Source organism: Roseobacter sp. GAI101 (assembly GCF_000156335.1).
GTDB lineage: Bacteria > Pseudomonadota > Alphaproteobacteria > Rhodobacterales > Rhodobacteraceae > Sulfitobacter.
The window spans coordinates 2,328,856-2,342,960 of sequence record NZ_DS999213.1 but is presented as its reverse complement, the minus strand read 5'-3'; the positions used below and the strand labels follow the sequence as shown (position 1 = coordinate 2,342,960).

14 protein-coding genes are annotated in these 14,105 nt (G+C 60.0%); 10 read left to right on the top strand and 4 right to left on the bottom strand.

Going from position 1 to position 14,105, the window contains the following annotated elements:
- The first annotated feature begins 26 nt into the window (after positions 1-26).
- The 8 genes from RGAI101_RS10885 (at position 27) to rarD (ending at position 8,987) form a co-directional block, all read left to right on the top strand.
- A complete protein-coding gene (locus tag RGAI101_RS10885; RefSeq protein WP_037227998.1) occupies positions 27-485 on the top strand; it encodes a GAF domain-containing protein in 459 nt (152 codons plus the stop codon).
- Between the two features lie 103 nt (positions 486-588).
- A complete protein-coding gene (locus RGAI101_RS10880) occupies positions 589-1,161 on the top strand; it encodes a helix-turn-helix domain-containing protein (RefSeq protein ID WP_008228706.1) in 573 nt (190 codons plus the stop codon).
- Positions 1,161-1,784 carry a LysE family translocator gene (locus RGAI101_RS10875; protein WP_008227917.1) on the top strand — a complete coding sequence of 208 codons (624 nt, stop codon included), beginning with the start codon at positions 1,161-1,163 and terminating at the stop codon, positions 1,782-1,784. Before RGAI101_RS10880 ends, RGAI101_RS10875 begins: the two co-directional genes overlap by 1 nt.
- Positions 1,785-1,786: 2 nt before the next feature.
- Positions 1,787-2,170, top strand: a complete 384-nt coding sequence (locus tag RGAI101_RS10870; protein WP_198133694.1) for a GFA family protein — start codon at positions 1,787-1,789, stop codon at positions 2,168-2,170.
- Complete coding sequence (locus tag RGAI101_RS10865; RefSeq protein WP_008227841.1) at positions 2,163-4,607, top strand: GcvT family protein; 2,445 nt, start codon at positions 2,163-2,165, stop codon at positions 4,605-4,607. Before RGAI101_RS10870 ends, RGAI101_RS10865 begins: the two co-directional genes overlap by 8 nt.
- A gap of 61 nt (positions 4,608-4,668) precedes the next feature.
- The gene (locus tag RGAI101_RS10860; protein WP_008229450.1) at positions 4,669-5,559 is read left to right on the top strand and encodes a homocysteine S-methyltransferase family protein; all 891 of its coding nucleotides are present in this window, start codon (positions 4,669-4,671) and stop codon (positions 5,557-5,559) included.
- 12 nt (positions 5,560-5,571) lie between these two features.
- Positions 5,572-8,016, top strand: coding sequence for a GcvT family protein (locus tag RGAI101_RS10855; protein ID WP_008224959.1), 2,445 nt, complete (start codon positions 5,572-5,574; stop codon positions 8,014-8,016).
- 50 nt (positions 8,017-8,066) lie between these two features.
- A complete protein-coding gene (rarD, locus tag RGAI101_RS10850; protein WP_008226106.1) occupies positions 8,067-8,987 on the top strand; it encodes an EamA family transporter RarD in 921 nt (306 codons plus the stop codon).
- Positions 8,988-9,018: 31 nt separating this feature from the next.
- On the opposite strand, the gene RGAI101_RS10845 is transcribed toward rarD, so the two are convergent.
- Complete coding sequence (locus tag RGAI101_RS10845) at positions 9,019-9,429, bottom strand: nuclear transport factor 2 family protein (RefSeq protein ID WP_008228331.1); 411 nt, start codon at positions 9,427-9,429, stop codon at positions 9,019-9,021.
- A 58-nt stretch (positions 9,430-9,487) separates the two neighbouring features.
- On the opposite strand from RGAI101_RS10845, the gene RGAI101_RS10840 reads away from it, so the two are divergent.
- On the top strand, positions 9,488-10,135 hold the full coding sequence (locus RGAI101_RS10840) for a pseudouridine synthase (RefSeq protein ID WP_008226960.1): 648 nt from the start codon (positions 9,488-9,490) through the stop codon (positions 10,133-10,135).
- A 13-nt stretch (positions 10,136-10,148) separates the two neighbouring features.
- Here RGAI101_RS10840 and RGAI101_RS10835 read toward each other — a convergent pair whose 3' ends face one another.
- Complete coding sequence (locus tag RGAI101_RS10835) at positions 10,149-10,985, bottom strand: alpha-1,2-fucosyltransferase (protein ID WP_037229413.1); 837 nt, start codon at positions 10,983-10,985, stop codon at positions 10,149-10,151.
- Positions 10,986-11,114: 129 nt separating this feature from the next.
- Positions 11,115-12,554, bottom strand: a complete 1,440-nt coding sequence (locus tag RGAI101_RS10830) for an aldehyde dehydrogenase family protein (RefSeq protein ID WP_008225689.1) — start codon at positions 12,552-12,554, stop codon at positions 11,115-11,117.
- Positions 12,555-12,717: 163 nt separating this feature from the next.
- Here RGAI101_RS10830 and RGAI101_RS10825 point away from each other — a divergent pair, with 163 nt between their 5' ends.
- Positions 12,718-13,371 (top strand): peroxiredoxin, encoded by a 654-nt coding sequence (locus RGAI101_RS10825; RefSeq protein ID WP_008225373.1) that lies wholly within the window; start codon positions 12,718-12,720, stop codon positions 13,369-13,371.
- Here RGAI101_RS10825 and RGAI101_RS10820 read toward each other — a convergent pair.
- Positions 13,368-14,084 carry a glycosyltransferase family 25 protein gene (locus RGAI101_RS10820; protein WP_008227366.1) on the bottom strand — a complete coding sequence of 239 codons (717 nt, stop codon included), beginning with the start codon at positions 14,082-14,084 and terminating at the stop codon, positions 13,368-13,370. The genes RGAI101_RS10825 and RGAI101_RS10820 overlap by 4 nt on opposite strands.
- Positions 14,085-14,105 lie beyond the last annotated feature (21 nt).

The window sequence follows — 14,105 nt, the reverse complement described above, 5'->3', positions numbered from 1 at the left end:
CGGCCTCTCCTCTGAAAAGGCACCCCATGCACGTTGACTACACCACCCTTGCCAAAACCCTCCAGGCCCTGACCGCAGGCGAAACAGATAGCGTTGCCCTTATGGCCACCATCACCTGCGAGGTTCACCACGCCGATGACCGTTTTGACTGGACCGGCTTTTACCGGGTCACCGAACCTGAACTGCTGAAAATCGGCCCCTATCAGGGCGGGCACGGTTGCCTCGTGATTCCGTTTTCCCGTGGTGTCTGCGGCGCGGCCGCACGCACAGGGCAGACCCAGCTGGTGCCGGATGTCGAAGCTTTCGCAGGCCACATCGCCTGTGCCAGCTCGACGCGGTCCGAACTGGTTCTGCCGGTATGGAATGGCGCTGGCGATCTGATCGGTGTCTTCGACATCGACAGCAACCAACCCGATGCTTTCACCCCGGATGATGCGAACCATCTCAAAGCCATCCTGAAAGACTGCTTTGCCAACGTGACATAGTCACCGGTTAAAAGGCCCGAGCAACGCCGTGAAATAATGCTGGATTTTTTCACCGGCATGATGCAGCCTGAAATTTGACTGCAAATTTTCACGGAAAAAGCTGGTGCAACACGCCGCGTCTCTCAATTCCCAGTCCCTCGGGGCCGACCTGCGCGCCCTGCGCAAGGCGCGCGGGCTGACGTTGCAGGGGCTGGCAGACAGGCTGAACCGCTCTGTCGGATGGCTCAGCCAGGTTGAACGCGACCTCTCGGATCCCGCCATCACCGATCTGCGGCAAATGGCACAGGCACTTGGCGTGTCGGTGTCGATGCTGTTTCGCCACGCGGCAGCCCCGGTTCACGAGGCGGGGTTTATCGTGCGCAAGGACGCGCGGCGGCCCATAGGGTCGTCAGTGGCGGGCTTGATCGAAGAACTGCTCTCTCCCGATCTGACCGATGATTTCGAGGTGGTGCATTCCACGTTCCTACCCCACAGCCGCATTACGGACCCGGTGACCCGCCCCACCCAGGAGGTCGGCTATGTCATCTCGGGCATGCTTGAAATCGATATTGCAGGAACCACACATTCCCTTAACCCCGGTGACAGTTTTCGCATCCGTGGCGAACCCTTTCGCTGGGCCAACCCCCATCCGGATCCGGCCGTTGCCATCTGGGTCATAGCCCCCCCGGTATATTGATGAACTTCGAGGCCTGGATTATCTTTGCGCTGTTTTGGGTGGTCTTCGTGACCACGCCAGGACCAAATGCAGTCAACTGCATTACCAACGGCATGACCCTTGGCTTTCCGCGCGCGATGATCGGGGTGCTGGGCATTTTGACGCAAGCGGCGCTCTTTCTGTTGCTCTCGGCTTTTGGCATCACTGCCCTTATTGCGGCGTCTGCAACGGCCTTTACCGTGGCAAAACTGATCGGTGCGGGCTTTCTGATCTATCTTGGCATCCGGGGTCTGAAAACAGCGAAGTCACCGGTCAGGGTGGATGAACGGCCCGCAGGATCAATCTATCTGCGTGCCTTTGCTATTGCCACGATCAACCCCAAGTCCGTCGCAGGCTACCTTGCCGCGTTCAGCCAGTTCGTCCAACCCGGCGTGCCGATCTGGGACCAGATGCTGGTGATCGTTCCGACGGCCCTGACCCTGACGGCGCTTAGCTACACGGGCTTCACGGCTCTTGGCGCTGGCTTGGGCCGCGCGGCGCTTGGGGCGGTGTTCAACATCTGGTTCCGGCGCATCATGGCTGTGTGTTTCATCATTTACGGCATTCTACTCGGGGCTGCTTCTGCTCCGGCGGGAAGGGGCTAATCATGATGCAGGGAAGTTGCCTGTGTGGCGAGATCACATTTCAGGCCGAAGCGGCAGCGCGGGAACCGGCGGCGTGTCACTGCACCCAGTGTCGCAAACAATCGGGGCATCATTGGGCTTCGGTTCAGGTGATGGACAGTGCGCTAAAGATTAACGGCAGCCCGCGCTGGTACACTTCGTCCCCCGGCGTGCGTCGCGGGTTTTGCCCGACATGTGGCAGCTTTCTGTTCTGGAAGTCGGACGCTGACCCGGATACGGGCATTTCCCTTGGTGCGATTGATGGCCCCACGGGGCTGCACCTGACGCGGCATATCTTTGTCGCGGATAAGGGCGATTATTACGACATCACCGATAGTGTCCCCCACAAGGAGAAAGAACATGGCTGATTTCCCCACCACCGCACGGGTCGTCATCATCGGGGGCGGCGTCGTCGGCGTCTCGTCCTTGTATCATCTGGCCAAGATGGGCTGGACAGACTGCGTGCTGCTGGAAAAGAACGAATTGACCGCCGGATCGACCTGGCACGCGGCAGGCAATTGCCCCAGTTTCAGCACCTCATGGGCGGTCATGAACATGCAGCGCTATTCGCTGGGCCTTTACAAAGGTCTGGCCGAAGAAGTCGACTATCCAATGAACTACCACGTCACCGGATCGGTCCGGTTGGCCCATGGCAAGAACCGCATGATGGAGTTCGAGCGCGCCTGTTCGATGGGTAACTATCAGGGCCTGAACCTCGAAATGATGGACCTTGCCGCGATCAAGGAAAAATACCCCTTTATTGAAACCCACGATCTGGCTGGTGGTCTTTATGACCCCGATGATGGCGACATTGACCCCGCACAACTGACCCAGGCGCTGGCCAAGGGTGCGCGGGACATGGGCGCGCGTATCGAACGGTTCTGCCCCGCGACGGGCATCAGCCGCGACAACGGCGAATGGATCGTACATACGGCCAAGGGCGATATCCGCTGTGAAAAGGTGGTGAATGCCGCTGGGTACTATGCGCAGCGCGTCGGCGAGTGGTTCAAACCCTATGGTGGGCGCACCGTGCCGATGGCAACAATGAGCCACCAGTATTTTCTGACCGATGACATCCCCGAGCTCAAGGAATGGACCCAGGCGCAGGGCCACAAGGTCCCGCTGCTGCGCGACGTCGACAGTTCCTACTACCTGCGGCAGGATAAATACGGGCTGAACCTCGGGCCTTACGAGCGGAACTGCAAAGGCCATTGGATGACGCCTGATGATCCGATGCCCGATGACTTTTCGTTCCAGCTCTACCCTGACGATCTGGAACGGCTGGAATGGTACATCGAAGACGCGATGGCCCGCGTGCCGATCCTTGGCACGGCCGGTGTCGGGCGGGTGATCAACGGCCCGATTCCCTATGCGCCCGATGGCTTGCCCCTGCTGGGCCCCATGCCGGGCGTACCAAATGCCTACGAGGCTTGCGTGTTCACTTTCGGCATCACCCAAGGCGGTGGCGCAGGCAAGGTGCTGGCCGAATGGGTCACCGAAGGCCAGACCGAATGGGACATGTGGGCGACAGACCCGCGCCGCTATACCGACTACACCGATCAGGAATATGCCGACCAGAAAGCGATCGAGGTCTACGGCCACGAATACGCCATGCATTTCCCGCGCCACGCATGGCCCGCAGGCCGCAACAAGAAACTGTCGCCCGTGCATGACCGGATCATCGCGCAAGGCGGCCAGATGGGGGCATATAACGGCTGGGAGCGGGCCAACTGGTTTGCCCAGCCCGGTGATGATGTGTCCGAAGCAGCAACCCAGACATGGGACCGCAGCGGCCCTTGGGCACAGCGCATCCGCGAGGAATGCGAGGCGGTGCGTGACCATGTCGGTGTGCTGGACCTACCGGGCTTCTCACGCTTTAGGGTTCACGGCGCAGGGGCTGCCGAAGGGTTGCGCGGTCTGTGTACCGGCGCGCTGCCCAAGGTTGGTCGGATGAACCTGCTTTATTTCGCAGATGACAGGGGCCGCATCGTGACCGAAATGTCATGCCTGCGCATGGCCGACGACGAATTCCTGCTGATCACAGCGGCCACGGCGCAATGGCATGACCGCGATGTCCTGGTGTCCGGCCTGCCTGAGGATTTGACAATCGACGATGTCACCACCACCCGCGATACGCTGATCGTCACCGGCCCGAAATCCCGCGATCTGCTGCGCGGCCTTACCGATGCAGATCTGGATGCCGGATGGCTGAGCCATCAATCGGCCACTGTCGCAGGTCAGCCCGCCTCTCTGGTGCGGGTGTCATTTGCAGGAGAGCTGGGTTGGGAGGTTCATGCGCTCAACGATCAGATGCCGGCGATCTATGATGCCGTGATCGCCGCCGGTGCAAAGCCTTTTGGCATGTGGGCGCTGAATTCAATGCGGATGGAAAAAGGCTATCGCGCCTGGAAGGGCGACCTGTCCACGGATTACACGATGCTGCAAGGGGGGCTGGAGCGGTTTGTGAAGCTCGACAAACCTCAGGATTTTCCGGGCAAATCAGCGCTGCGAAACGAACAGCAACAAGGGGTGGCAAAACGCTTTGTCACGCTGGTCGTCGACGCAGGCGATCAGGACGCGCCCTACATGTCGACGCTGTCGCATAACGGCGAGGTGGTCGGTGAAACCACGTCGGGCGATTGGGGATACAGGGTGAATAAATCAATCGCCTTCGGGATGGTGCGCAGCGATCTTGCCACGCCGGGAACCGCGCTTTACGTGGACATCTTCGGCACCAAGTGCCGCGCAATCGTTCAGGCGGATCAGCCGCTCTGGGATCCCGAAAACGAACGCCTGCGGGCGTAGCCGTTTTCTTCGAAGAAAACGGGTCGGAATTTTTGAAAATTCCGGACCTTGAGGAGACGTTATGGCAGAAATCACCCTTCTTGATGGTGGCATGGGGCAGGAATTGGTCCACCGTGCCGGCGACAAGGCAACACCGCTGTGGGGCACACAGGTCATGATCGACCACCCCGGTATGGTCGAGGCCGTGCATCGCGATTACTTTGCCGCGGGTGCCACCATCGCGACATCCAACACCTACGCGATCTTTCGCGACCGCTTGGACGGCACCCCCTACGAGAGCCAGTTTGCCGAGTTGAATGATGCGGCGATGGCCGAAGCCAAAGCCGCTGCTGCTGATTTCGAAGGGGCGCGTGTGGCGGGTGCGATTGGACCGATCAAGGCCAGCTACCGTCCGGATCTGCACCCCGACTTTGACACAGCCGTCAAGATCTACCGCGAAAAGGCGCAGATGACGGCACCTTTTTCCGATCTTATCCTGTGCGAAACTGTCGCCTCGATCCTTCATGCGCGCAGTGTTCTGGACGCATCGCTGGAAACCGGGCTGCCGGTTTGGTTGGCCTTGACGGTCGACGACCAGGACGGCACACGCCTGCGCTCGGGAGAGCCTTTGGCCGACCTTCTGCCCCATGTGGACAAGGCCGCAGCACTGCTGGTCAACTGCTCTTCGCCCGAAGCGATCGCGCCCGCCTTGGGCATCTTGAAAACCGCTGGCCTGCCGTTCGGGGCCTACGCCAACGGGTTCGAGAAGATCACCCAGGAATTCCTTGGGGATAAACCCACCGTCGATTCCCTGAACGCACGACAGGACCTCACGCCAGCGGCTTATGCCGATCACGTCATGGGATGGATCGGTCAGGGGGCCACCATCGTGGGGGGCTGCTGCGAAGTCGGGCCCGCCCATATCGAAGAAATCGCCACGCGGCTGCGCGCGGCAGGTCACACCATCGTCTAAGGAACACATCTTATGGCACTCCCCTCTCATGCACGCGTTGTTATCATCGGGGGGGGCGTCATCGGATGCTCTGTCGCTTACCACCTGACCAAATTGGGGTGGAAGGATGTGGTGCTGCTTGAACGCAAGCAGTTGACCTCGGGCACCACATGGCACGCGGCCGGGCTGATTGCGCAACTGCGCGCGACCGCCAACATGACGCGGCTGGCAAAGTACAGCCAGGAGCTTTACGGCAACCTGGAGACCGAAACCGGTGTTGCCACAGGCTTTAAACGCTGCGGGTCGATCACTGTGGCGCTGACGGATGAACGGCGCGAGGAGATCTTCCGCTCTGCCGCCATGGCCCGCGCCTTTGGCGTCGATATCGAAGAGATCGGACGAGAGGAGGTCAAGGCCCGCTATCCCCATCTGAACACGGACAGCGTGACAGGCGGCGTCTTTCTGGACAAGGACGGGCAGGGTGATCCGGGCAATATCGCCTTGGCGCTGGCCAAGGGGGCACGGCAGCGCGGCGCGCAGATATTCGAGCGGGTGAAAGCCACGAAGGCGCTGCGCGACGGGCGTCGGATAACAGGCGTGGAATACGTGGCCGAAGACGGGACCCAAGGCCAGATCAGCTGTGACCATGTCGTCAACTGTGCGGGCATGTGGGGGCACGAGGTTGGCCGTATGCTAGGGACCAATGTCCCGCTGCAAGCCTGCGAACACTTTTATATCGTGTCCGAGCCGATCAAGGGGCTTGAACAACTGCCGGTCCTGCGGGTGCCGGACGAATGCGCCTATTACAAATACGACGCGGGCAAGATCATGCTGGGTGCCTTCGAACCGGTGTCAAAACCCTGGGGGATGCAGGGCATTCCTGACAGCTTTGAATTCGACCAACTGCCCGAAGATTTCGATCACTTTGAGCCGATCCTCGAGGCTGCCGTGAACCGGATGCCAATGCTGGCGGACGCAGGCATTCATACGTTCTTTAACGGACCGGAAAGCTTTACCCCCGACGATGCCTATCATCTGGGGCTGGCCCCAGAGATGGACAACGTCTGGGTGGCGGCGGGGTTCAACTCGATCGGGATCCAGTCGGCAGGTGGTGCTGGCATGGCATTGGCACAATGGATGGAGGACGGCGCGAAACCCTTTGATCTGGGCGATGTGGACATTGGCAGGATGCAGCCTTTTCAGGGCAACAAGACCTATCTGGTTGAACGGGCAAAAGAAACGCTGGGCCTGCTTTACGCCGATCACTTCCCCTACCGGCAAAAGGCGACGGCGCGGGGGATCAGGCGGACGCCATTCCATACCCAATTGCTGGAACAAGGCGCGGTGATGGGGGAACTTGCGGGCTGGGAACGTGCCAACTGGTTTGCCACCCCCGGCCAGACACCTGCGTATGCCTATAGCTGGAAGCGGCAGAACTTCTTTGGCAATGTCGCCGCCGAACTGGCGGCCGTGCGCAGCAACGTCGGCATGTACGACATGTCGTCCTTCGGCAAAATCCGCGTCGAAGGGCGCGATGCGACAGCTTTTTTGAACCACATCGGCGGCGGTCAGTATGACGTGCCGGTGGGCAAGATCGTCTATACCCAGTTCCTGAACAATCGCGCAGGGATCGAGGCGGATGTGACCGTCACCCGCCTGTCTGAAGCCGCCTATCTGGTGGTGACCCCTGCGGCGACCCGATTGGCCGATCAGACGTGGATGCGCCGCCATCAGGGCGGTTTCAACGTGGTGCTCACGGACGTGACGGCAGGCGAGGCTGTGCTGGCTGTGATGGGGCCCAATGCCCGCAAGCTGATGCAGGCGGTCAGCCCCAATGACTTCTCAAACGAAGTGAACCCCTTTGGCACGGCGCAAGAGATCGAGCTTGGCCTGGGCCTCGCCCGTGTGCACCGCGTCACCTATGTTGGCGAACTGGGGTGGGAGGTTTACGTAAGCACCGACATGGCCGCCCATGCATACGAGACATTCATGGCGGCGGGGCAGGACATGGACCTGAAACTGTGCGGCATGCACATGATGGATTGCGCGCGGATCGAAAAAGGCTTTCGCCATTTCGGCCATGACATCACCAGCGAGGATCACGTGCTCGAAGCGGGGCTTGGCTTTGCCGTCAAGACCGACAAGCCCGCGTTTATCGGGCGCGATGCAGTGTTGCGAAAGAAGGAAACCGGGCTGGATCGGCGCTTGGTGCAGTTCAAGCTGACTGATCCCGAGCCTCTTCTGTATCATAACGAACCCGTCTTGCGGGATGGGCAGATTGTCGGCCACCTGTCGTCAGGCGCTTACGGGCATCATCTGGGCGCTGCGATCGGTATGGGCTACGTGCCCTGCAAGGGGGAGGCCGCAGCAGACGTGTTGGCGTCTTCTTACGAGATCGACATCGCCGGAACACGGGTAACGGCCGAGGCATCGTTGAAACCGATGTATGACCCGTCTGCAGAGCGTGTGAAGGTTTGATGCTGGCAGTCCGACTGTCCCGCGCGTAAGCAGGGGGCGAGGAGACTTCTATGCGCAACCCAGACACCCTTTCCGCCGATCAGCAGACAAAATCCGAAGACACGCCGCAAGGGCTTGGCTTTGCGGTCGGGGCCTATGTCATGTGGGGCTTTCTGCCGCTTTACATGAAGGCGATGGCGCATATTCCGGCGGCCGAGATCGTCGTGCACCGGATCATCTGGTCCGTGCCCGTGGGGGCGCTGGTACTGATTTTGCTGGGGCGCACCGCGACATTGCGCGAGGCATTGCGATCACCGCGCACGTTGCTGATGGGCTGTGTGACGGCCGGGCTGATTTCGGTAAACTGGGGCATCTACATCTGGGCGGTCAATTCGGGCCACGCGCTGGATGCGTCGCTGGGGTATTACATCAACCCGCTGTTCAGCATCTTGCTGGCGTCGGTCCTGCTGGGGGAGCGGCTGTCGAAACTGCAAATGGCCGCGATTGCCTTGGCCGCGGTGGCCGTGGCGATCCTGACGGTGGAATCGGGCAAATTTCCGTGGGTCGCGCTGAGCCTGACGCTGACCTTCGGCTTGTATGCTCTGGCCAAGAAACGTCTGCCCATCGGTCCGAACCAGGGATTCCTGCTTGAGGTGTTGATCCTGCTGGTGCCCGCGTTGGTCTATTTGGGTTACCTTAGCGCGACAGGTCAGACCCATTTTGCCCAAGGCGTGTGGTTTGATACCTGGATGCTGGTCGGTTGCGGCATTGTGACGGCGGTGCCGCTGATCTTTTATGCCAACGGGGCCAAGCGGTTGCGGTTGTCGACCATCGGCATCCTGCAATATATCGCACCGACGATGATTTTCCTCTGTGCCGTGCTGGTGTTCGATGAACCCTTCGGCCATGCGCGCATGATTGCCTTTCCGCTGATCTGGGCGGCGCTCGTGATCTATTCGATCTCCCTTTTTCAGCAGATGCGACACAAATAGAGCATGTAGAGCCGGGCGACCTCCGGACGGCTTACGAAAGCGCGTCCTTGAAGGCGAGAAAGCTCGGGTCTTTCATCACACGGTCGTTCATGGCGTCGCGCAATGCGCCGATTGATTTGTGCGGGCGCATGGCGACCTCGAACAGGGCGATAAGCCCGTCCTCGTCCAGGGTAATCAGATCGACACCCACCGCATCCAGATCGCCGATCCTGCACTGAAATTCGAGCGCCCAATCGTTGCCCTCGCCCATGATCCGACGATATTTGAAATCACCAAAGACCTGTCCCACATGCCCCAACACCGCAGCCACGGGGGCGCGGCCCGTCCAGGTCTTGTAATAGGTGGGGGGCATGAACCGGACGCCTTCGGCCAGCAGCGGCGCGATCTTGTCGGCCTCTCCTTTGGCGACGACGTCGATCATCTTGGAAATTGTCGGGTGCATGGCGCGTCCTTTGCATCAGGTGGGTTGAAAACCTAGCCTACATCTGAGACGGACAACTATGGAAACAGAATATTCCCCCCCGCAAGATCCGTTGGTGATCTTGCACGAAGACGCCGAAGTGCTGCTGGTTGATAAACCCGCAGGGCTGCTGTCCGTGCCCGGCAAGGGGCCGCATCTGGCCGATTGCCTGATCGCACGGGTGCAGGCGGTTTTCCCCGATGCCTTGCTGGTGCACCGGTTGGACCGCGACACATCCGGCGTGATGATCTTTGCGCTGACGCCCTATGCGCAGCGCCATCTGGGGTTGCAGTTCGAAAAGCGCATGACCCGTAAAACCTATGTCGCCCGTGTCTGGGGCGTGCCGACGGAAAATTCAGGCACCATTGACCTGCCATTGATCGTGGACTGGCCGAACCGGCCCCTTCAGATGGTCTGTCATGAAACCGGAAAATCCGCGCAAACGGATTGGCGGCTTTTGAAGAATGAGGGCGACACAGCGCGCGTGCGGTTGTCACCCAAAACGGGCAGGAGCCATCAGTTGCGGGTGCACATGCTAAGCTTGGGCCATCCGATCTTGGGCGATCCGTTCTATGCGACGGGACCTGCCCTGAATTACCCGCGCATGATGCTGCATTCGGAGGAATTGCGGTTCAACCATCCGCAGGGCGGGCATTCGACCAAGGTACGGTCCAAAGCCCCATTTTGACGGCAGTGCGCGGCTATATCCTGATCCAGCGGCTGGGCAAGATATCGGGGTTGCTTAGCTTGGGGTTGCTGAACCAGTTCGCTGGCCCCGCCACCCGCTTTTGCGGGTTCGCATTCAGCCATGCGCCCCACCAGCTGAACGATGAATTCGCAATCACATTGTGCTGACACAGTGACATCAGCCGCATGTCCTCATAGTCGCTGTCTGGGCCGTTGAAATCGACGACCACCTTTTCGAAGGTCAGCGGCAGATTGTCCTTGGCCCACTGCGGATCGTCGGAAAAGACATAGACTGTCGGTGATGGCAGGCCCTGCATCACCGCCGCCAAGGCCGCATCGTAATAGGTTTGATCGCAAATGCCGTGTGCGCCAACGGTAAGGTAATCGCCCCGTCTGACATGCAGGGACACAGACGGCCCCGAGGCGATGCGCCGGGCCATATCCGCGTTTTGCGCCGACATGGGATGACGCGGAACGAAAGCCGCACGGATATCGTCGGCAATATGCGCAAAATAGCGTTCACATTGCCAATAGCCGTGCAGGTAAGTGTTGTCTGGCAGGGTTTCGAAAGCCGCGTTATAGCCCAATCCGTTTTCGCGATAGATTTTGGGGTCACGGCGCAGACCACGCCAGGCGTAATAGGCCAGAGGGCGTTCATGCTGTGCGGGGGGCATGTTTTCCGGGGCGGCCCAGTCCAGATCGAACACACGGGTCAGCACGCCATCGCCCTTGTGGACCGCGCGCCGGGAATCCACCGTGAAATCCACGCCAAGACGTGCGGCCAATCCGCGGCCTGCCGCATATTGAAACATCTGGTTTCCCAACCGTGCAAGCAGTCGCGTGTAGATCATCGCAGTCTTCCAAAGTGAATTGAGGTGCTCATAACGCAAAAGGCGGTCGGATGGGAAATGAACGATCGGGGACATGACCGCAAAGGAAAAAGGCCGCCCGATAAGGGCGGCCTTTCTCGGGTGATTTGGTTACTCGGCTGCCCAACCGGACACGGCTTTGATCTCGGTAAAGTCCTCGATCCCGTAAAGCCCGCCTTCGCGACCGTTGCCGGACTGCTTCATGCCGCCAAAGGGCGACCCCGCAGCGCGGCTCTGGCCGTTCATTTCTACCATGCCGGACCGCAGCTGGCGTGCCAGACGGTTGCGACGGGTGCCGTCCTGACTTTGGACATAGTTGGTCAGCCCGTAGACCGTATCATTGGCGATTTGAACGGCTTGTTCTTCGGTGTCGAACTTCATGATCGACAGCACGGGACCAAAGATTTCCTCGCGGGCGATGGTCATGTCGGGGGTCACGTCGGCAAACACCGTCGGTTTGACAAAGAAACCACGGTTCAAGCCATCAGGGCGGCCCGTACCGCCTGCAACCAGCCGCGCACCTTCGTCGATGCCCTTCTGGATCAGGTCCTGGATCTTGTTGAACTGTGTTTCGTTCACGACAGGGCCGATGTGACGGCCATCTTCGGACGCGGGGCCAACGGTGACCTGAGCGGCAACCTTGCCCGCTTCTTCAACGGCTTTGTCGTAGACATCCGACTGCACCAGCATCCGGCTGGGGGCGTTGCACGACTGGCCGGTGTTGTTCATCATATGCAGAACGCCGCGTTTGACAGCCTTGTCATCCGCATCGTTGAAAATGATGTTCGCACCTTTGCCGCCCAGCTCAAGATGGACTTTCTTCAGCGTGTCTGCAGCGGCCTTGGAAATCAACGTGCCAGCGCGGGTTGATCCGGTAAAGCTGATCATGTCGATGTCCTTGTGGGACGACATCTGGCTGCCGACGCCGACACCGTCGCCGTTAACAAGGTTGAAGACGCCTTTCGGGAACCCTGCCTCGTCCATCAATTCGGCAAAGATCATCGCATCCAGCGGGCTTTCCTCGGACGGTTTCAGCACCATGGTGCAGCCCGCGACGACAGCCGCGCCGACCTTGAGGGTGACCTGGTTCATCGGCCAGTTCCAAGGCGTGATCAGGCCCGCGACGCCAACCGCTTCGCGAATGATACGGTCATTTGGGGCGTGATCGCCAAGGGGCTGTTCGAATTCAAACTCTTTCGCGGCCTTGATGAAATTGCTCAGGTGCCAAGTGCCGGCACCGACCTGCGATGTGCGTGCCAGATCCATCGGGGCACCCATTTCGGTGCTCATGGCTGTTGCCAGATCTTCGGCGCGGGCCTGATAAACCTCAAGCAGCTTTTCCAGCAGGGCGATACGTTCGGCAGGGGGCGTGGCCATCCAGCCGGGCAATGCGGCCTTGGCGGCAGCAACGGCGGCATCGGTATCGGCCTGATCGCCCAGCGAAATCACAGCGCAGGGTTCTTCGGTTGACGGGTTGATGACGTGGTAATCATTCGGCTTTGCGGGGGATACCCATTCGCCATTGATATAAAATTCGCGCTTCTCCAGCATGGGAAAACTCCTTTTGTCATGCAATGGCGGGGGTTCCCCCACGCCAGTTGCGCACACCATGTCACCACGTCGTCGCACCTGCAAGAGAGGGGGTGAAACGGCTTGCGCAAACACCTACATAAGAAGGAGTGACGAAAAAGAAACCGCACATAGGAGATATGACATGTCTTTGCGCATCAACGATACCATCCCCGACCTGACCGTCGAAACCGATCAGGGCACGATCAATCTTCACGAGTGGATCGGCGACAGCTGGGCGATCCTTTTTTCGCACCCCAAGGATTTCACGCCGGTCTGCACGACCGAATTCGGTGCTGTGGCGCAGTTGGCCGACGAATGGGCCAAGCGGGGCACCAAAGTGATGGGTATTTCCGTGGACAGCGCTGAAGAGCACAAGAAATGGAAGGACGACATCGAAGGTTTTGCCAAGGCCAAGGCGGGTTTCCCGATCATCGCCGACGAAGACCTGAAAGTCGCCAAGGCGTTCGACATGCTGCCCGCCGAGGCATATCTGCCCGATGGCCGCACGCCCAATGACAGTGCCACCGTGCGCGCCGTCTTTATTATCGGGCCGGACAAGAAGCTGAAGCTGTCGATGACCTATCCGATGACGGTGGGCCGGAATTTCGCCGAAGTTCTACGGGCGCTGGACGGTTTGCAGATGTCGTCTGGCAAGGGGGTCGCGACGCCAGCGAACTGGAACGTGGGCGATGACGTGATCATCCCGACTGCGGTATCCGATGCGGATGCCAAGGCAAAGTTTGGTGAATTCACCACGGTTCTGCCCTATCTGCGCACGACCAAAGCGCCTGACTAAGGCTTTTGCGGCCGCATCCTGACACGGGTGCGGTACCACGCGCGTTTCAATTCCCGCATCAGCTTGCCGCTGGTGCGGGTTTTTTGCTGGATCGTGGACCCACCGATTTGTCCGGCGATTTCGGCATTGCCGTTGGGCAGCAACGCATGCACCGGCTGCCCGGTGATCCAGTGCATCTGCAACCATGTATCGACGGGGCGGTCGATCTTTTCGGACCCTGCGAGCAGGCGTTCCGCGGCCTTGCGGCCCACGACCTGACAGCAACATTGCAGACCGATCCGTTCGGGCAGGATCAGGCGCATGTCACCGTCTTGTGCGATCACACGGGCGGGCGTTTCGCGCATTTTGGGCGGCAGACGCAGATACATGTCCGGGGTCATGTGGGCGTCGATCAGGGCCAGGGCCCGCGCCATGTGGGGGGGCGACACGGCCAGGTCATCCTCGACGATCATGGCATAGTCCCAACCCTGATCCACGATCAGTTGCCAGCATTTGCGGTGGCTTTGGAACACGCCGATTTCGGCTGGTTTCAGCGCAAAGGGGTAGGGCGGGCTGTGCAGATTACCGTTGAAGGTCTGCACGCCTGCGATCTGCGCGGGGTCGCGCCCGTCTACGGCATCGACCAGTTGCGCATCGGGCAAATCCTTCAGCAGCCGGTCGGCATTCGGTCGCCGGGCCGTGCTGCTGGGCATGTGGATGATCAAGGATTTCATGCCGGTTGATAGCCTGTTTCA

Coding starts and splice junctions, on each gene's coding strand:
- RGAI101_RS10885 (WP_037227998.1), top strand. CDS start 27: ATGCACGTTGACTACACCACCCTTGCCAAAACCCTCCAGGCCCTGACC.
- RGAI101_RS10875 (WP_008227917.1), top strand. CDS start 1,161: ATGAACTTCGAGGCCTGGATTATCTTTGCGCTGTTTTGGGTGGTCTTC.
- RGAI101_RS10870 (WP_198133694.1), top strand. CDS start 1,787: ATGATGCAGGGAAGTTGCCTGTGTGGCGAGATCACATTTCAGGCCGAA.
- RGAI101_RS10865 (WP_008227841.1), top strand. CDS start 2,163: ATGGCTGATTTCCCCACCACCGCACGGGTCGTCATCATCGGGGGCGGC.
- RGAI101_RS10860 (WP_008229450.1), top strand. CDS start 4,669: ATGGCAGAAATCACCCTTCTTGATGGTGGCATGGGGCAGGAATTGGTC.
- RGAI101_RS10855 (WP_008224959.1), top strand. CDS start 5,572: ATGGCACTCCCCTCTCATGCACGCGTTGTTATCATCGGGGGGGGCGTC.
- rarD (WP_008226106.1), top strand. CDS start 8,067: ATGCGCAACCCAGACACCCTTTCCGCCGATCAGCAGACAAAATCCGAA.
- RGAI101_RS10845 (WP_008228331.1), bottom strand. CDS start 9,429: ATGCACCCGACAATTTCCAAGATGATCGACGTCGTCGCCAAAGGAGAG.
- RGAI101_RS10840 (WP_008226960.1), top strand. CDS start 9,488: ATGGAAACAGAATATTCCCCCCCGCAAGATCCGTTGGTGATCTTGCAC.
- RGAI101_RS10835 (WP_037229413.1), bottom strand. CDS start 10,985: ATGATCTACACGCGACTGCTTGCACGGTTGGGAAACCAGATGTTTCAA.
- RGAI101_RS10830 (WP_008225689.1), bottom strand. CDS start 12,554: ATGCTGGAGAAGCGCGAATTTTATATCAATGGCGAATGGGTATCCCCC.
- RGAI101_RS10825 (WP_008225373.1), top strand. CDS start 12,718: ATGTCTTTGCGCATCAACGATACCATCCCCGACCTGACCGTCGAAACC.
- RGAI101_RS10820 (WP_008227366.1), bottom strand. CDS start 14,084: ATGAAATCCTTGATCATCCACATGCCCAGCAGCACGGCCCGGCGACCG.